This is a genomic window from Nocardia amikacinitolerans NBRC 108937 (assembly GCF_001612615.1).
Lineage (GTDB): Bacteria > Actinomycetota > Actinomycetes > Mycobacteriales > Mycobacteriaceae > Nocardia > Nocardia amikacinitolerans.
In genome coordinates this window covers 40,358-58,064 of the sequence record NZ_BDAU01000053.1, presented here as the reverse complement: position 1 = coordinate 58,064, position 17,707 = coordinate 40,358, and the positions used below count along the sequence as shown (strand labels likewise).

General features: G+C 70.7%; 17 protein-coding genes. 11 read left to right on the top strand and 6 right to left on the bottom strand.

Translation table 11 applies throughout. From position 1 onward, the window contains the following. Nucleotides 1–172: 172 nt before the first annotated feature. Nucleotides 173–1,948, bottom strand: coding sequence for a hypothetical protein (locus tag NAM01S_RS30580; protein WP_253799478.1), 1,776 nt, complete (start codon nucleotides 1,946–1,948; stop codon nucleotides 173–175). A 434-nt stretch (nucleotides 1,949–2,382) separates the two neighbouring features. Between NAM01S_RS30580 and NAM01S_RS35465 the strand changes: the two genes are divergently transcribed. After that, nucleotides 2,383–2,544, top strand: a complete 162-nt coding sequence (locus tag NAM01S_RS35465; RefSeq protein ID WP_157107980.1) for a hypothetical protein — start codon at nucleotides 2,383–2,385, stop codon at nucleotides 2,542–2,544. 196 nt (nucleotides 2,545–2,740) lie between these two features. Next, nucleotides 2,741–3,508, top strand: a complete 768-nt coding sequence (gene map / locus NAM01S_RS30575) for a type I methionyl aminopeptidase (RefSeq protein ID WP_067791908.1) — start codon at nucleotides 2,741–2,743, stop codon at nucleotides 3,506–3,508. 16 nt (nucleotides 3,509–3,524) lie between these two features. Here the strand turns inward: map and NAM01S_RS30570 are convergent, their stop codons facing one another. Next, entirely contained in the window at nucleotides 3,525–4,244 is a 720-nt protein-coding gene (locus tag NAM01S_RS30570; RefSeq protein WP_067791906.1) for a DUF8817 family protein, read from the bottom strand. Nucleotides 4,245–4,367: 123 nt separating this feature from the next. Between NAM01S_RS30570 and NAM01S_RS30565 the strand changes: the two genes are divergently transcribed. From NAM01S_RS30565 to NAM01S_RS30555, 3 genes are all read left to right on the top strand, one after another. Then, nucleotides 4,368–4,916: a PadR family transcriptional regulator gene (locus NAM01S_RS30565; protein ID WP_067791904.1), complete on the top strand. Its 549-nt coding sequence runs from the start codon at nucleotides 4,368–4,370 to the stop codon at nucleotides 4,914–4,916. A gap of 24 nt (nucleotides 4,917–4,940) precedes the next feature. Continuing rightward, nucleotides 4,941–5,327, top strand: coding sequence for a PPOX class F420-dependent oxidoreductase (locus tag NAM01S_RS30560; protein ID WP_067791902.1), 387 nt, complete (start codon nucleotides 4,941–4,943; stop codon nucleotides 5,325–5,327). 165 nt (nucleotides 5,328–5,492) lie between these two features. Beyond that, nucleotides 5,493–5,993: a DUF4333 domain-containing protein gene (locus NAM01S_RS30555; protein ID WP_067791900.1), complete on the top strand. Its 501-nt coding sequence runs from the start codon at nucleotides 5,493–5,495 to the stop codon at nucleotides 5,991–5,993. A 68-nt stretch (nucleotides 5,994–6,061) separates the two neighbouring features. Here NAM01S_RS30555 and NAM01S_RS30550 read toward each other — a convergent pair whose 3' ends face one another. Together NAM01S_RS30550 and NAM01S_RS30545 are read right to left on the bottom strand one after the other, a co-directional pair. Beyond that, a complete protein-coding gene (locus NAM01S_RS30550) occupies nucleotides 6,062–7,438 on the bottom strand; it encodes a metallopeptidase TldD-related protein (RefSeq protein ID WP_067791931.1) in 1,377 nt (458 codons plus the stop codon). Between the two features lie 35 nt (nucleotides 7,439–7,473). Continuing rightward, on the bottom strand, nucleotides 7,474–9,018 hold the full coding sequence (locus NAM01S_RS30545) for a TldD/PmbA family protein (protein ID WP_067791898.1): 1,545 nt from the start codon (nucleotides 9,016–9,018) through the stop codon (nucleotides 7,474–7,476). Between the two features lie 198 nt (nucleotides 9,019–9,216). On the opposite strand from NAM01S_RS30545, the gene NAM01S_RS30540 reads away from it, so the two are divergent. After that, complete coding sequence (locus tag NAM01S_RS30540) at nucleotides 9,217–9,873, top strand: TetR/AcrR family transcriptional regulator (RefSeq protein WP_253799477.1); 657 nt, start codon at nucleotides 9,217–9,219, stop codon at nucleotides 9,871–9,873. A 9-nt stretch (nucleotides 9,874–9,882) separates the two neighbouring features. On the opposite strand, the gene NAM01S_RS30535 is transcribed toward NAM01S_RS30540, so the two are convergent. After that, nucleotides 9,883–10,650, bottom strand: coding sequence for a TSUP family transporter (locus NAM01S_RS30535; protein ID WP_067791896.1), 768 nt, complete (start codon nucleotides 10,648–10,650; stop codon nucleotides 9,883–9,885). Nucleotides 10,651–10,761: 111 nt separating this feature from the next. On the opposite strand from NAM01S_RS30535, the gene NAM01S_RS30530 reads away from it, so the two are divergent. Next, nucleotides 10,762–11,940 (top strand): sensor histidine kinase, encoded by a 1,179-nt coding sequence (locus NAM01S_RS30530; protein ID WP_067791893.1) that lies wholly within the window; start codon nucleotides 10,762–10,764, stop codon nucleotides 11,938–11,940. A gap of 72 nt (nucleotides 11,941–12,012) precedes the next feature. On the opposite strand, the gene NAM01S_RS30525 is transcribed toward NAM01S_RS30530, so the two are convergent. Further along, a complete protein-coding gene (locus NAM01S_RS30525) occupies nucleotides 12,013–12,714 on the bottom strand; it encodes a DUF4132 domain-containing protein (RefSeq protein WP_067791890.1) in 702 nt (233 codons plus the stop codon). A 118-nt stretch (nucleotides 12,715–12,832) separates the two neighbouring features. Here NAM01S_RS30525 and NAM01S_RS30520 point away from each other — a divergent pair, with 118 nt between their 5' ends. The 4 genes from NAM01S_RS30520 to lnt all read left to right on the top strand — a co-directional run bounded on the left by NAM01S_RS30520 (nucleotide 12,833) and on the right by lnt (nucleotide 17,519). After that, entirely contained in the window at nucleotides 12,833–13,492 is a 660-nt protein-coding gene (locus tag NAM01S_RS30520; RefSeq protein ID WP_067791887.1) for a response regulator, read from the top strand. An 83-nt stretch (nucleotides 13,493–13,575) separates the two neighbouring features. Next, complete coding sequence (locus tag NAM01S_RS30515) at nucleotides 13,576–14,058, top strand: FxsA family protein (protein WP_067791884.1); 483 nt, start codon at nucleotides 13,576–13,578, stop codon at nucleotides 14,056–14,058. Nucleotides 14,059–14,193: 135 nt separating this feature from the next. Further along, nucleotides 14,194–15,792: an amidohydrolase gene (locus tag NAM01S_RS30510; protein WP_067791881.1), complete on the top strand. Its 1,599-nt coding sequence runs from the start codon at nucleotides 14,194–14,196 to the stop codon at nucleotides 15,790–15,792. Nucleotides 15,793–15,794: 2 nt separating this feature from the next. Next, nucleotides 15,795–17,519 (top strand): apolipoprotein N-acyltransferase, encoded by a 1,725-nt coding sequence (gene lnt / locus NAM01S_RS30505; protein ID WP_067791923.1) that lies wholly within the window; start codon nucleotides 15,795–15,797, stop codon nucleotides 17,517–17,519. Nucleotides 17,520–17,707 lie beyond the last annotated feature (188 nt).

Genomic DNA, 17,707 nt, shown 5'->3' with positions numbered 1-17,707 from the left:
TCGGTGTTCGAAGGGGCTCGGTCGTTCTGCTCGCTCTCGCGCCGTTCGGCGCGGCGGTCGCGCACCGCGATGAGCACGATGATGCCCACCACGGCGAACGCGGGAAGGAAGGCGGGGATCGCGAGCAGGACGGAATGATCCGCCAGCAGGTCCACGCCGTCGGCGGCGCCGGTCATCCGGCCGCGACGGGCTCGGTCGCGTCCGTCCGCGCGGTGGTCGGGTAGCGGTCGTTGATCCGCGCCGCGCCCCAGGACAGCGCGCCGATCAGGATCAGGCTGCACACCAGAACGACCAGCGAGGCCGCGCCGAACAGCCAGGCAGGGTGGTCGAACGAGCGCTCCCGCTGCAGCACCGTGATCTCGGCGACGAACGGGCGGGTGAACTCCGGCGGCGCGGCGACACCCGCGGCGCCGATGCCGGGGTCGTCGGGCATGAAGATCGGCAGCGCGGTCTGCATGCGGCCGTCCTGCAGACGCAGCACGGTCTTCCAGGTGCCGTGTGCAGGAACCGGTTTCGTCGAGACGTAGTGGCCGTCGCCGACGCGCCGCAGCTGGTCGACGACCAGCCCGCGACCGGGGCTGTCCGACCCGACGCCGCCCTGCCAGGCCAGGATCTGCACCCATTCGGGATCGGAGCCGACCAGATCGACCGGATCGAGCCGCACGTCGGCGGTCACCATGCGGCCGCCGTCGACGGGCTCGGCCTCCCGCAGTGCGACGGTCGCGCTCGCCTGCTCCGGGATCCGGATCAGCAGGCCGTTCGTGGTGGCGGCCGCGACCACCAGCACCGCGGCGACGACCATGGCGCGGCGCACCGGCGGACGCGGCAGCGGCTCACCGCGCAGCACCATGCCGAGCAGCGCGCCGACGACACCGCCCGCGATGCCGGTCGGCACCGTCATCGCCAGCAGTTCCGGCCACATCGCCGCCGGCCACGGATCGACGAACATCGCGTCGACCCAAAGGGATTCGAGCCAGACGCCTACGGTCGCCACCGCGAAGCCGGCCACCGCACCCCACCACAGCGGCTTGCGCGCCAAGGGGAGCAGGGCAAGCAGTTCGACGACCACCGCGGCGCCGAGGTAGAGCGGGAAGACGTTGCGCGGCGCGTCGATGATCGGACCGCCGACCAGGAAGGCCACCACCCCGCGCACCACCGCCGCGAAGCCGACCACGACGAAGGTGCTGAACGCGCCGAGCGTCGCGCGCGCGGCGACCAGCGTCACGGTGGCCGCCGCCACGATCAGCATGGGCTGCAGGACCAGCCGGAACTGCTCGACGCCGAAGTCGAACTCCACCTGGAACACCGAGAGACCGATGATCAGTCCGCCGAACGCGAAAGCGCGCAGCGTCCAGATCAGCCTGCCGTCGGCGCGGTCCGGATCGGGCCGGTTGTGACTGCCCTCGAATTCCAGCAGCAGCACGCCGACAAGGGAAAGCCCGGCGCCGCCGATGAGCATCAGGTGCGTGGGCCCCCAGAGCGTGACGTCCTGGCCGAACATCCGGTGCCAGATGTCGTCGAGCGGAAAGCCGATGAGCGCGTAGAGGCCCGCGCCCGCGATGAGGATGCCGCCGACGGGGGCGTACCAGGTGCGGGTGATCCGCACCGCCGCCGGGCCCGGCTTGTCGTCCAACGGCAGCACGATCGCCAGCATTCCGGCCGTGAACAGGAAGAACAGCCCGGCCAGGATGAAGTAGTGCGCCGGGTTGGCGAGCGGGCCTTCGTCGCGGCCGTTGCCGACGTGCAGGCTGACGTCCCAGATGAAGCCGAGCAGCGCGGTGAGGATGGTGGCCAGGAACATCACGATGGGTAGTGCCACCCAGCCGGGCCGGTTGAAGATCGCGCCGAGCCGGTCGGCCGCGGCGCCGAGCCAGGTGATGCGCCGCGTCCGGTGCAGATAGCCGACCCACAGCAGAACCAGCGCGATCAGGCCCGCGGAGCCGGTCATGATCGCCACCTGGTCCAGCGCGGCGCCGCCGCCCTCGGTCCCTTGCGCGGCGATTCGTCCTATCGCTTCGTGGATCGTGCCGGACACGGAAACCTCCAACCGCACTGAGTTTACACTCGTCGCCTATTAATGTTACGAAACGTAGCACATACTGTCGAGGGGGTGGTGTGCTTCCTTCGCTGTGTCGAGGATGAGCAGCTGGTAGCCCATTCCGCCAGTGTGGAACCGAGGCGTCTCGAGCGTCGGCAATGGTGCCGCGCGCGGCGTCGTCCATCCACTGTCAGAGTACGACTGTTCACTCGTTCCATGTGGCGCCGCTCGCGGGTTGATTACCCGGTCGCGCCCCGAAATCTCGCGGCGGAGGCGGTGGTTTCCGCGCGGGAAAACCGGACAACCCCTGTGTGGAATGACCGCGAGAGCGAGAGGGAGGATTCATGGTTTCCCGCGACACGATCGCGCAGCTTCGTCAGGACATCACCACGGCCGAGGATTGCAACGATCGCCAGGCGGCCGAACGGCTGCGCGCCGAGCTGGCGGAGGCCCTGCGCGCCAAGGAGCGAGGCGACGACGACGCGGAGTGGCCGCCTGTCGGGTGATCCAGCGCGTGCGTCCGCTGAACTCTGCCGCGCCCGGACATCGCCGGGCGCGGCCTTCTCGCGTCCGGTTGGTATTTAAATACCATCGACGCTAGGCTGGTATAAAAATACCGGTCGCGCCGCATGGACGGCCCGCCGGTGGTGCTCGGCCGATGCTCCGGCCGGGCGCCGGACATCGGCGCAGTGGAGGTCGGGAATGGTGGAGTTGAAGTCGCCCGCGGAGATCGCGCGGATGCGCGTGGCGGGGGAGTTCGTCGCGGACGTGCTCGCCGAGCTGCGCACGAGGGCGCGGGTCGGGGTCAATCTGCTCGACCTGGAAGCCTATGTGCGCGAACGTATCCGGGAGCGTGGCGCGGTGTCGTGCTATTGGGATTACGCGCCGTCCTTCGGGCGCGGCCCGTTCCGCAACACGGTGTGCCTATCGGTGAACGACGCCGTGCTGCACGGTCTTCCGTTCGACTACGCCCTGCGCGACGGTGATGTGCTGAGCATCGACCTCGCGGTCGGCGTCGACGGGTGGGTGGCCGATTCGGCCATCACGGTCATCGTCGGCACGGCGGCGGCGGAGGACCGGAAGCTGGTGCGCGCCACCGAGGAGGCGCTCGCCGCCGCCATCGCGGTCGCCTTGCCCGGCAACCGCATCGGCGATCTCTCCGCGGCCATCGAGGAGGTGGCCCGCTCCTACGGCTTCCCGGTCAATACCGAGTTCGGCGGACACGGTCTCGGGCGCACCATGCACGAGGATCCGCACGTGCCGAACGCGGGCCGCGCCGGTCGCGGGTATCGGCTGCGACCCGGGCTCACCCTCGCCATCGAACCGTGGTTCGCCCGCACCACCGGCCGCATTTACACCGACGCCGACGGCTGGACCATCCGCTCCGCCGACGGCTCGCGCACCGCGCACTCCGAGCACACCGTCGCCATCACCGCCGACGGACCGCAGGTGCTCACCCGCGCCGCCTGACGAGACCCGTTCCGGTTCACCGCGTTTCGGTAAGCCAACGCTCCAGATCGGCACCGGCGCCGAGCTCCGCGGCCACCGCCGCACGATCCTCGGTCGACAGGTCCAGCGCGCGCACTTCGTCGCGGTACCGTGCGGCGCGCTCGGGGTCTTCCGCGGCGACAGCGATCTCGGCGAGCATCGCGAGCGCCCGCGCGCGCTCCACCGCCGGGGCCGTGCCGGCGAAGCGACCGAGGCCGACTTCGAGTACCCGCGCTGCGGCCTTGTCGTCGTTCTTGAAATCGCGCAGGATCCGCGCGTTGTCGATGACTTTCGCCAGATCCGCCAGCTCGGGCGAACCGCCGTACTCGAGTTTCCTGGGTTCGCCGCGCTGGATGAACAGCAGGGTGTTGCCGTCGGGGTCGACGAGGGTGAAACGGCTCTGTCCCGGGCGGAAGCGGGTGATGCGCGGGCGGCCCTTGGCGGGCACCTTGCCGAAGGCGGCGCGCAACGCGGCGGTGAACTCGCGGTGCCGCGCGGCCACGTCGTCGACCATCACCAGGCAGCCGACCCATTCGGGCGGAGTCTCGAAACCCTCGGGCGGCGAGGTGAAATGCACTGGGCAACCGTGTAGTTCGAGCGCGAGATAGACGTAGGGGCGGACCTGTTCGTGGGTCACGGTGTATCCGATGGCCCGGTAGAAGTCGAGGGTGGTGGCAGGCGATGCGGTCAGCAGCACCGGAACCGGGAAGTCGTCCATGAGTCGTTCCTCCGCGAGGGCGGTAGTCAAGTTTGAGTACCGCCAGGCTAGGATTGTTCGCTCGCGGAAGTCAAATTTGAGTAGCATGAGTCGTTCGTCGCGGCACGGAGAAAGGAGCAACACGTGGCGGCCGTCCGTCTGCTCGTCCTCGGGGTCATCCGCACGCGGCAACCGGCCCACGGTTACGCCGTGCGGCGCGAGTTGCTGTCCTGGCGCGCCGAAACCTGGACCAATGTCAAGCCCGGCTCGATCTACCACGCGCTCAAACAGCTGACGCAGGAAGGGAAGCTGCGCGCGCTCGGCACCGAGAGCAGCGATCAAGGGCCGGGCCGTACGCTGTTCGAACTCACCGAGGCGGGCGAGGCCGAGTTCCGCGGGCTCATGGACGCCGCGCTGGTCAGCATCGACATGGAAGAGCTCGGCGCGGCCATCGCCTTCATGGACGCGCTGCCACGCGCGCACGTCATCGCGAAACTGGGGGAGCAGCGGCGCAACGCGGCCGCCGTCCGCGACGACCTGCTTGCCATGATTCCGACCTACCCCGGCCGCTACGAGGCGCCGCACATGCCCGACCTGCTGGAGCTCTGGAGCGGCGTCTTCGACAACCTGACCCGGTGGACCGACGGTCTGCTGGAGCGTCTCGAGTCGGGTGAGTACCGCATGCCCGAGTGATCGGATTGCGGATACGCTGCGATCATGACGAACTCGCTCGGTGCGGCAGGCTCCGCCGACTACGTGCAGATGACCACCTACCGCAAGGACGGCACGCCCGTCGCCACGCCGGTGTGGGCGGTCGCCGACGGCGACAAGCTGTATGTCTGGACGGTCGCCGACAGCTGGAAGGTCAAGCGGCTGCGCCGGAATCCCGCCTGCACCGTGCAGGCGTGTGACTTCAGCGGCAAGCGCGTGCACGGTGCCGTGATCGCGGGCTCGGGCCGGGTCCTGGACGCCGAGGGCACCGAACGCGTGCGCAAGCTGCTGCGGAAGAAGTACTGGCTGCTCGGGCCGATCATCATCCTGGCGAGCAACCTGCGCAGGGGTAAAGCGGGCACGATCGGCATCGAGTTCACCCCGGACGCGTAACCCGGGCCGAATGCCCGGAAAGTCCGGAATAGGCAAGGCGGACACGGAGATTCCGGGGGACCGGCGGTGCGGCGATCGCGGCTCGGCTATTGTTCGTCGGGCATACCGGGGTAGTCCCCAGGCGGACACGATGTCTCGACCCTGCCCCGGGGGGAGGGATCGTTCATGACAGCACCGACTCGGCCGCCGCGGGCCTCACAGCCCTATCCGGTCGCCGAACATCCGGATACCGGCGAATTCACCGACAGCGGCTGGCTTCCCGTGCTCGTCGCCGCCTTGGTCGGCGCCGTCGCCATCGCGATCGCCGGTGTCATCGCCGGACTCGTGGTGGTCAACATCCGTGAGAGCGCGGTGGCCGACAACCCCGTGCGGACACCGGCGGCCTCGGCGCCGATGGCGCAGTCCCCGGCGCCGGTCGCGCCGGTTCGCGCCGTCGAGCCCGCGCCCCAGCTGCTGGACCAGGTGGACCTCCAGCGGGGCGTGCAACTGGTCCTCATCGACTCCTACGGCATGGACGACGTCCGCGACGTCCGCTGCCCCTCGGGTCAGACAGTCACGGTCGACGCGACCTTCGACTGCCTCGTGAAGGTCGGCAGCACACAGAAGTCCGTGTCGGTCACCATCACCGACACCGACGGCACCTACGAGGTCGGCCGCCCGTACTGAGGCCGTCGCCGCGACGATCCCACCCCGCTCGGGCCGCCGCGAGCACGCGGGCGGCCCGGCGTCGTGTGTCAGGTCGCCTGGCTGACCGAGGACATGTGGAAGTCCGGAATCCGCAACGGCGGCATGGCGGTTCGGGTGAACCAGTCCTTCCACTCCCTGGGCAGCGCGGCCTGGGTGGCGCCCGCCTCGGTGGTCCTGCGCAACAGATCGATCGGGCTCTCGTTGAAGCGGAAGTTGTTCACCGCCGCGGTGACCGCTCCGTTCTCCACCAGATACACACCATCCCTGGTGAGGCCGGTCAGCAGCAGACTGGCCGGATCCACCTCGCGGATGTACCAGAGCGTGGTGAGCAGCAGACCGCGTTCGGTGCGCGCGATCATCTCGTCCAGGCTGGCCCCGGAACCGCCGGTGAGCAAAAGGTTCTCGCCGGGCACGGTCGCTGGCACGTCGAACTCCATCGCCGTGGCGCGCGGATAGACCAGCGATTCCACGACGCCCTCGCGCAACCAGTCCACCCGCTCGGCGGGCAGCCCGTTGTCGAAGACCGACAGCGTCTCCGACGAGGCGGGCGTCGCGACGAAGGGCCGATACTCCAGTCCCGTCGCGGCGGGATCGGAGTACAGCGTGAGCGGAATGTCGGTGAGCCGCTCGCCGATTCGGGTGCCGCCCGCGCGGGCGAAGGCGTTGTGTCCCTCCTGCGCGCCGCGGCCCTCCATCGACCACGCCAGGTAGATCATCAGGTCCGCGACCGCCGAGGGCGGCAACAGCGTCTCGTAGCGGCCCGCGGGCAGCTCGACGCGGCGGCCCGCCCAGTCCAGGCGGCGGTTCAGCTCGGCGAGCAAGCCCGGTGTGTCGACATCGGTGAAATCCGCTGTGCCGACGCCGACCCAGGCGCTGGCCAGCTCCGCGCCCGCGCCGCGTTTGCCGTTGATCTCCACCGAACCGGTCGGCTGCACGAAGCGGCGGCGGATGCCGGTGGAGGTGCCGAGCCAAGTGGTGTGCATCTGGTGGTGGGCGAAGCCGTAGAGCTGGTCGGCGCCGTCGAAACCGGCCGACAGGTCACGCGCCAGATCCGCGAACACCTCGATGCCCGTGCTGCCGGGCGCGTCCGCCCAATCCGGGGCGCGCGCGTCCGATTCCAGCAGCGGCATGGCGTCTTTCGCGGGTTCGGCCGTGCGCGCCGCCGCTTCGCTGGCCCGCACGACCGCCTCGATCTCGGACGAGTCGACGCTCGTGGAGCTGACGCTGCCGACCCGCGCCGCGTGCGGTCCGTCGCGGAAGATCGAGACCACGGCCCAGTCCCGCGACACCGAGGAGCCGTTGGTCGTCATCGAATTGCCCGCCCAACGCAGCGAGGCCTCGTGCGCGTCGGTGACGATCACCATCGCCTCGTCGGCGCGGGAGAGCGCGAGCGCCCGCTCGACGACCTCGCCCGAGGGCACCACGCCGCGCGCGTGCACCGTGTCGATTCCCGGCTCGCTCACCGGCCCGCCTCCGTCCTGGTGTTGAGAACGTTGATGCCGCGCACCAGGATCGACGGACAGCCGTGGCTGACCGCGGCCACCTGACCGGGCTGTGCCTTACCGCAGTTGAACGCGCCGCCGAGCTGCCAGGTGGACGGGCCGCCGACGGCCTCCATCGCGCCCCAGAAGTCGGTGGTGGTGGCCTGGTAGGCGACGTCGCGCACCTGCCCGTCCAGCGCGCCGTTGCGGATGCGGAAGAAGCGCTGCCCGGTGAACTGGAAGTTGTAGCGCTGCATGTCGATCGACCACGACTTGTCGCCGACGACGAACAGCCCGTCCTCGACCCGCGAGATCAGTTCCTCGGTGCTGGTGTCGCGCTCCGGATCGGGACGCAGCGAGACGTTGGCCATCCGCTGGATCGGCACGTGGTGCGCGGAATCGGCGTAGGAACAGCCATTGGAGCGCGCAAGGCCGAGCCGCGGTGCGAACGCCCGGTCCAGCTGGTAGCCGACGAGCACGCCGTCGCGCACCAGATCCCAGCGCTGCCCGGCCACGCCCTCGTCGTCGTAGCCGACGGTGGCCAGCCCGTGGCGCTCGGTGCGGTCGCCGGTGACGTGCATGATCGGCGTGCCGTAACGCAACGTGCCGAGCTTGTCCGGTGTCGCGAACGAGGTACCCGCGTAAGCGGATTCGTAGCCGATGGCCCGATCGTATTCGGTGGCGTGCCCGATGGATTCGTGGATGGTCAGCCACAGATTGCTGGGATCGATGACCAGATCGGTCGGGCCCGCGGTGACGCTGGGCGCCTTCACCTTCTCGGCGAGCCAGCCGGGGATTCGCGCGAGTTCGTCGTCCCAGTCCCAGATTCCGTCCGCGCCGGTGACGTACTCCCAGCCGCGCCCAGCGGGTGCGGCGAGGGTGCGCATGGTCTCGAAGACGCCCGCGGCCGAGTCGACGGTGATCGCCTCCAACTGCGGGTGCAGCCGGACCCGCTGCTGGGTGATCGAGGAGCCCGCGGTGTCGGCGTAGTACGTCTGCTCCTTGACCTGCAACACCGAGGCGGTGACGTGGTCGACGCCGTCGGCGGCGGCCAGCCTGCCCGAATAGTCTTGCAGCAGCGCGACCTTCTCGGCGGTCGGCACGGTGAACGGGTCGAGATCGTAGGCCGAAACCCAGTGCGCGCCCGCGTAGCGCGGCTCGTCGGCCAGCTCGACGCGCTCCCGGTTCAGCTCGCGCAGCGCCTTGGCCACGGTGACCGCGCGGCGCGCCACCTCCGCGGCGGTGTCGGCGGTGAGCGCGGCGTGCGAGGCGAAACCCCAGGTGCCGTCGACGATCACGCGGACGGCGAAGCCGAGATCGGTGGCGTTGCTGATCGCCTCGACCCGCCCGTCGCGCAGCCGGATCGACTGGGTGACCAAACGGTGCACGCGTAGGTCGGCGTGTTCGGCGCCCGCCGCGGTGGCCGCGGCGAGCGCGGCGTCGGTCAGCGCGGACAGTGGTAGCGCGCGGAATTCGGCGTCGATCGCCGAACCCGACGCATCCTCGGAAGTCGCGATGCTCACCCCGGCAACGCTACCGTCTACTCGTCGACCGGTCCGCGCGCCGGCCCGCGGCGGTCCGCGATGTCGCGTGAAATGCTCAGCGGCGCAGCGAAGATCCGGCCGACGCCCGGCCTGACGTGCGCGATCGCGCCGACGCGAACGGCACGCGCGAGACCCGGGTTACCGCATCGGCGCTGCGGAATGCCGTACTGTGCCCGCGTGCCGCCATCCGCCCTCCGTGACCGCAAACGTGAACGTACCCGCCGCGCTCTGCTCGAGGCCGCCGTCGAGCTCTTCGAGACCAGAGGCTACGACGAGACCACGGTGGCCGACATCGCCGCCGCGGCGGAGGTGGGCACGCGCACCTTCTTCAATTACTTCGCCAGCAAGGAAGAACTGCTCTTCCCCGAGCCGGACGAGCGGGTCCGGCTCGCGGTGGCCGCGATCGCCAGCCGCCGCGTCGGCGAGCGTCCGGTCGAGGTGCTGCTGCGCGCGTTGCGTGCGGCGGGCGACAACCCGGGCGAACATCTCGTCGACGATCTCGGCGCCCGCATCGCCGCGGTCCGCGCCCAGGTCTCGCGGACCGTGCCCGCGGTGAGTGGACGCGCCGCGCACGCCCAGCTGGTGGCGCAGCGCGAGATCGGTAGGCAGCTGCACGCCGCGTTCCCTGACGAACTCGACGAGGTCGGCGCGGCGGCGCTGGTCGGCGCGGTGGTCGGCGCGGTCTCCGGCGCGCTCACCGTGCTCTTCCAGCAACCGCATTCGGGACCCGAGGACGGCGAGCGGCTGCACCGGAAGATCCACGAGACGACCTCGAAGATCCTGCGGCCCTGGCTCGCCTCGACCTGCACGGCCCACGCCGAACCGGTCGGCTGAGCGCGCGGCTCAGCCGAACTGCTGCCAGCCCAGGCGAATCACCATCGCCACCACGACGACGAGCAGCACGATCCGGACGAATTCCGCGCCGCGGCTCAGCGCCATCCGCGACCCGGCGATCGCACCCGCGACGTTGGCCACCGCCATGGCCGCGCCGAGCGCGAACAGGATGTGTCCGGTGACGCCGAAGAAGATCAGCGCGCCGACATTGGAACCGCAGTTGATCACCTTCGCCATCGCGGCGGCCCGCACGAACTCGGTGCCGAGCAGGGTGGCGAAGGTGATGATCAGGAAGGTGCCGGTACCCGGACCGAGCAAGCCGTCGTAGAGCCCGATCAGCCCGGCGGCCAGCGCCACCACCAGCACCACCTTGCGGCGGCTCGGCGGATGCGTGGCCAAGGTGACGCCGATCGACGGGCGCAGCGTCACGAAGATCGCGACTGACACCAGCACCACCATGACGATCGGGATGAACAGGTCGCGGTCGATCAGCGAGACCGCCGCGGCACCGACGGCCGCGGTCACGGCGGCGAGGCAGGCCGCGGGCAGCAGCACCCGCCACTGCATCGGCACCTTCTTGGCGAAGGTCACCACGGACGCGGTGGTGCCCGCGACCGCCGCCAGCTTGTTGGTACCCAGCGCGGTCTGCGGCGCGATGCCCGGCGCCACCAGGAACAGCGTCGGCAGGATGATCAAGCCACCGCCGCCGACCACGGCATCGACCCATCCGGCGGCGGTCGCGGCCGCCACCAGCGCCGCCCAGTCTGCGAGATCCACGCCGCAAGACAACCAGACGTCCCATGTTTCCCGGTGCCTGAGACGGTCGGACCCAGCCCGCCGGGAGATGGCCGCAGCGTATGCGGAGGTACGCCCCTTAGTCTGGCCGTCATGCGCCGGTTCAGTCTGTGGCTTCGCGGCAAGCCCCTCGTTGCGGATTCCATCCTGGCGTTCGGGCTGCTGCTGCTGGACCTCACGGCCATCGGCGACACCGACCAGAAAGCCGTGTACCTGGTGGTCGGCGGGCTGCTGCCGATCCCGGTCGCGTTCCGCCGGGCCTACCCGAGGGCCATGGCCGCCACCATGCTCGCCCTCGCCCTGTCCACCACCTTGCTGAGCTACGTGCTCGACGACAAGGCCGTGCACCCGGCGCTGCTCGCGCTCGGGATCATGCTGTACACGCTGGTCGCCTACGTCGGCAGGCGCGAGGGCATGCTGCTGCTCGCCGGTCTGGTGGTCGACACCGTGTCGTCCACCCTGCTGCTCGACCAGCCGGTGTGGTCGACGATCGCGTTCATCACGCTGTACTACGCGCTGTGCTGGACGCTGGCTGAGTTCAACGGCGCGCGGCACGCCTACGACGCGGAAGTCGCGGCCCGGCTCGCGGTCGCCGACTACGACAGGGAGCGGCGCACCCACGAGGCGGTCGCGCTGGAACGCACCCGCATCGCGCGCGAACTGCACGATGTCGTCGCGCACGCGGTGAGCGTCATCATCGTGCAGGCCGACGGCGCCAAGTACGCGCTGCGCCGTGACCCGGACAGCGCCGAACAGGCCGTCACGACCATCGCGAGCACCGGCCGCGAAGCGCTGCGCGAGCTGCGCCGAACGGTCGCGCTGCTGCGCACCGAGCACGCACCGGACCAGCTGCCGCAGCACGGCACGGCGGGCATCGCCAGGGTGGTCGAGATGATGCGCGGCACCGGCCTCGCCGTCGAACTCGAGCTGACCGGCGACATCGACGACGTCGCCCCGGAGGTGAGTCTCGGCGTGCACCGGATCGTGCAGGAGTCGCTGACGAACACGCTGCGCCACGCGGGCGCCCACCCGAAGGCGTGGGTGCGCGTGCAGCGGCGCGACAGCGACGTCCTCGTCGAGGTCACCGATTCCGGCGGCGTCCCGGTGTTCGGGCCCGACGCCAACCCGATCAAGGGCAGCGGCCTCGGGCTGGTCGGCATGCGCGAACGCATCGCGGTGCTCGGCGGGACCCTGGACGTCGGGCGCGCCGCCGACGGCGCATGGCGGGTGCGCGCGACCATCCCGCTCGAGCCCGACGGGGCGGACTGCTGAGGCGTACGTCCGCCTCCGCTACGAGCCGTGCACACGTCGGACCGTTTTCGGCTGCGTCGATCTACGTCTCGATCAGTCGAAGACCGCCGCTAGTTCGCGAAGCACCTCGCTGGCGGTGATCGCATCCAGCTCGCCGAAGGACGTGTCCCCGCACCGCCTCCACCACGGTGACACGGGCGGTGAACTCAGCTCGACCGCCTCGATGACCCGCTCGCCCTCCGGCGCGGGGTCGTCGACGGCGATGCCGTCGTCCAAGTGCAGCAGCACCTGGAGATCGCCCTCGACCGGCCGGTAGAAGTGGTCGTGCACGCCGTCGACCGGAGCACCGCGGCGCCAGCCGAACTTCTCCAGCCGCAGCAGCGCGTGCGTTGGCACCATGCGGTGCGCGAAGCGTTCCAGCGAGGTCGCCGCCCGCTCCCGCTCCGTCAACGCGTGCACTTCCCTGGCGAGTTGCGGAAAGGGTTGGCGCAGTTCGTGATCGGTGAACTGGCTGACCCAGTGCGGCAGCTCCTCGGCGAGCTGTAGCGGATGGGCGACGGCGATGCGCGCCGAGTCGACGCCGATCGTTCGCCCGTCACGGTCGGTGGCGGTGCCGTCCGCCCCGACCCGAAAGGAGATCTCGGGGTTGGCCCGCTCGTCGAAGCCCAGCCACACCAGCCGTTGCGCCGGGTGGCGCAAGAACGGATGGTCCAGGACCGCGACGCGGTGTTGCCCGCCGGTCCATTTGCGCTGCTGGATCATCGCGATCTCCAGAAGCCGAATCTGTTCGCACATCTCTCCACCACGAGAGTCGATTACAGGGAACGCAAGAGAATAGCGACGCGCGCCGACAATCCCGTGAGACGCGCGGGAGGGTAACCGAATCGTCGCCGGGCACCGCTAGATTGGAGCGGTGCCGATCACCGTTCTCGTAGTCGACGACCAAGAATTGATGCGCATGGGGCTGAAGATGGTCCTCGGCGCGCACCCCGACATCGAGGTGATCGGCGAAGCCGAGAACGGGGCCGCCGCCGTCGGCAAGGCCAAGGAACTGCGCCCCGACGTGGTTCTGATGGACGTCCGGATGCCCGTCGTCGACGGCGTGACGGCGACCGGCCGCATCGTGGAGGCGGGCGACGGCTGCCGCGTCCTGGTGATGACCACCTTCGATCTCGACGAACACGCCCTCGGCGCGCTGCGTGCGGGCGCCAGCGGCTTCCTGCTCAAGGACACCCCGCCCGAAGACCTGGTCTCGGCCATCCGCAGCGTGGCGGCGGGCGACGCGGTGGTCTCGCCGAAGGTCACCAAACGGCTGCTCGACCGGCTCATCGCCGACGATCCCGCGGGCATGCGCGACCCCTCGGTGCTCGACGTGCTCACCGCACGCGAGCGCGAGGTGCTCGAGCAGATCGCCGCGGGCCGCTCCAACGCCGAGATCGCCGAACAGCTCTATCTCTCCGAGGCCACCGTGAAGACGCACGTCGGCCGGGTGCTCACCAAACTCGGTCTGCGCGACCGGGTGCAGGCCGTTGTGCTCGCCTACGAGACCGGGCTGGTGCGGCCCGGCGGCTGAATCTCAGCGAGCTATCAGCCGCCCGCGGGAGAAAAACGGCGCGGGCGGGCGTTGGTAGGGGTAGATCGTCCGGAAGGAACGCCATGCCCGCTCTGCTGTTCGTGCTCTACGTGGTCGTCGAGATCGCCGCGCTGTTCGCCGTCGGTCAGCTGATCGGCGTCGCGCCCACCATCCTGCTGCTCATCGCGGGCTCCGCCGCGGGCATGCTGTTGATCGGCTCGCAGGGCAGGCGGGTGTTCGAACAGTTCCGTCGCGCCGGACGCGGTGAGATCGCCCCCGGTACCGCCGTCGCCGACGGCGCGCTGGTCGCGACCGGCGGCGTCCTCATGTTCGTGCCCGGCCTGGTGACCTCGCTGTTCGGCCTGCTGTTGCTGCTGCCGCCGACCAGGACGCTGGTGCGTCCGGTCGTCACCGCGCTGGCCGCGCGCCGCTTCGGCCGCCTGGTGCGCGGTGCGCCGTACCACGGCGTCGTCATCGACGGCGACGAGGTGATCGACGGCGTGGTCGTCCAGCAGTTCTACGACGACGGCCAGGGCAACGCGCGCCGCGCGGTCGGCCCCGCATAGATGCTGCCTCGGAGTCCCATCCGGCGCCGCCGCGGCCCGAATCGCCACGGCCGCCTCCGGTCGGACTTCGGGACAGGGCGTGGGCGCCCGTCCACGGTGATCGACCGAATCCGCGATACGGCAGACTGGTGACCCGTGGGTACCCAGTTGCTGCTCGGCGGTCGTTTCTACAGCTCTAGTTCACCGGACGCGACCGCGATGGCGGTCACCGACGGCACGGTGGTGTGGCTCGGCGCCGAACAACCCGGCCGGGCGCTGCATCCGGACGCCGAGATCATCGACCTGGACGGCGCGTTCGTGGCGCCCGCGTTCGTCGAGCCGCACATCCACGTGACGGCGCTCGGCCTGAAACTCACCGGACTCGACCTGACCGGAACGCGCTCGCTCGCCGAATGCCTCGCCGCGCTGCGCGCCCATACCGAGGCCCAGCCCCGAGGCGCGATCCTCGGCGACGGCTGGGACGAGACCCGCTGGCCGGAGGGCCGCCCGCCGACGGTCGAGGAGATCGACGCCGCCGCGGGCCCCGGCCGTCAGGTGTATCTGGCCCGGGTGGACGGGCATTCGGCCGCGGTGTCCTCGGCACTGCTGGACGCCGTGCCCGAGGTGACCTCGACGGCCGGGTTCACCAGGGGCGAGCCGCTGCGCGCCGCTGCGCACCACCGCGCGCGTTCCGCGGTGCTGGGCGGCCTGGACCGCGCCAGGCGCGACGACGCGCGCCGCGCCGCACTCGACGCGGCCGCCGCCAGCGGCATCGTGGCCGTCCACGAATGCTCGGGACCCGACATCGCGGGCCGCGACGACGTGCGCGAACTGCTGGAATTCGAGCACGGCGTCGAGGTCCGCGCCTACTGGGGCGAGGCCGTGACCAGCGCCGAGGAGGCCAAGGCGCTGGTCGCCGAACTCGGCGTGCACGCGCTCGGCGGCGACCTGTTCGTGGACGGCTCGCTCGGTTCGCGCACCGCGTGGCTGCGCGAACCCTATGCCGACACGCCCGGGACGGGAAACGGATATCTGGACGCCGAGGCCATCGCCGCGCACCTGCGGGCGTGCACCGCGGCGGGCATCCAGGCCGGCTTCCACGTGATCGGTGACGCCGCCATGGACGCGGTGGTCGCGGGCTTCCAGCGGGTCGTCGACGAGCTCGGCGGCCCGGCCGTCGCGGCGCGCGGGCACCGCGTCGAGCACGCCGAGATGCTGGACGCCGAGCAGATCGGCAAGCTCGCCTCCTGGGGCGTGATCGCCAGTGTGCAGCCGGTTTTCGACGCGACATGGGGCGGCGCGGACGGCATGTACGCGGCCCGGCTCGGCGCCGAGCGCGCGGCCGCGCTGAATCCGTTCGCGGCCATGGCCGCCGCGGGTGTGTCGCTGGCCATCGGCTCGGACGCGCCGGTCACCGAACTGAATCCGTGGCTGGCCGTGCGCGCCGCGGCGAACCACCGGACGCCGGGCAACGGCATCTCGCCGCGCGCGGCGTTCGCGGCGGCGACGCGCGGGGCCTGGCGCGCGGGCGGCGTGCGCGACGGCATCGCCGGGACCCTCGTGCCCGGCGCGCCCGCCTCGTACGCCGTATGGGAGGCGGGCGATCTCGTCGTCGCGGCCGCCGCCGACTCGGTGCAGCGCTGGTCCACCGATCCGCGGTCCCGCGTGCCGGGACTGCCGCCGCTGGAACCGGATTCGGCCCCGCCGCGGTGCCTGCGCACCGTGCACCGCGGCGTCACCCTGTTCGAGGCATGACGATGCCCGGCCTGACGCGCACCCGCCGCGCACCGGATCGGCTGCGCGGCGTGGCGGCGCGATCGATGGCCGCGCTGGTCGCGGGACTGCTTCTGTTCGGCAGCTTTCCGCCGCGGCCGTTCTGGTTCCTCGCGCCGGTCGGCGTCGCCGTGCTCACCGCGACAGTGCGCGGCGCGGGCGGCCTGCGCGGCGGCTTCGGCTACGGAATGCTGGCCGGGCTGGGCTTTTTCGTGCCGCTGCTGCCGTGGACCGGAATCTACGTCGGACCGCTGCCCTGGCTGGCGCTCTCCACCACGTGCGCGCTCTACCTCGGGCTGTTCGGCCTGCTTGCCAACCTGATCGGGCGGCTGCCCTGGTGGCCGCTGTGGGTTGCGCTGGCCTGGGTGAGCACCGAATGGATTCGATCGAGCTTCCCGTTCGGCGGATTCCCTTGGGGTCGGCTGGCTTTCGGTCAGGCGGACGGCTGGTTCCTGTCGCTGGCCGCGGTGGGCGGCGCGCCGCTGATCGGGTTCGCGGTGGCGTTGACCGGCACCGGACTCGCGGCCTTGGTCGAACGGCTGGCGGCACTGCGCACGACCGGCGCCCCGAGAGGCGTCGTCGCCGACGACGAGTCGAAGGACGCTGCGGGCGCGCGGAACTCGGCGGACGAGCTGTCCGGAGGTGGTTCGGCGGTCGCGACGAAACCGCGCGTCGGCGCCGCGTCTCGGGCCGGAATCATCACCGCGGCAGCGACTCTGGTCATCATGCCCATCGCCGGTGTGCTCCTCCGGTCCGCGCTGCCCGCCCCGGACGAGGGGGACAGGACGATCACGGTCGCCGCGATTCAGGGCAGCGTGCCGCGCCTCGGTCTCGACTTCAACGCGCAGCGACGCGCGGTGCTGGACAACCACGTCCGCCGCACCGAGCAGCTGGCCGAGGAGGTCGCCGCGGGCCGTGCGCGCAAGCCGGATGTGGTGATCTGGCCCGAGAATTCCTCAGACATCGATCCGCTGCGCAACGCCGACGCCGCTGCGCTGATCACGCGGGCCTCCGAGGCGATCGACGCGCCGATCCTGGTGGGCGCCGTCCTCGTGAACGGCGATCGCACGACGACGAATTCGGTGATGGTGTGGAACGGCGCGGAAGGTCCTGCCGACCGGCACGACAAGAAGATCATCCAGCCGTTCGGCGAATACCTGCCGCTGCGTTCCTTCTTCCGGCTGTTCTCCGAATACGCCGACCGCGCAGGCTATTTCGTGCCGGGCGACGGCGACGGCACGGTGCGCGCCGCAGGCGTCGACATCGGCGTGGCGACCTGCTACGAGGTCGCGTTCGATCGGGCGTTTCGCGATTCGCTGCGGTCGGGCGCGCAGCTGCTCACCGTGCCGACCAACAACGCGACCTTCGGCGACAGCGAGATGACCTACCAGCAACTGGCGATGTCGCGGGTGCGCGCGGTGGAGCACGGTAGGGCGCTGGTGGTGGCGGCCACCTCGGGTGTCAGCGCGATCGTCACCGCCGACGGAGCGGTGCCGCAACAGACCGAGCTGTTCGTGCCCGCGGCCCTCGTCGCGGACCTGCCATTGCGAAGCAGCATCACTTTGGCTACTCGAATCGGCGCCGCACCCGAATGGGTCTCGGCTATCCTGACCGCTGCCGCCGTCGTTGTCGCGTTGTCCCACCGGCGGAGGTCGCGGTCTGTTCACGCGACCGACCAGGGCTTTTCGGTCGACCAATCGGTCGGCTGACCTGGATCACGATCTCCTCGACAACCGAACATCCGGTCTCTTCCGGGACGGGCGAGGCCTCCGTAGCCTGTTTGTGATGTTGCCAAGCGTTTGCTGAGGCGGGCAGCGGGGTCGATTCCGTCCGCGGCGTCAGCCGTCGGACCTCGGTGTTTGTGGTCCGCGACGCCGCTCGACGCGAAAGTTTGCGG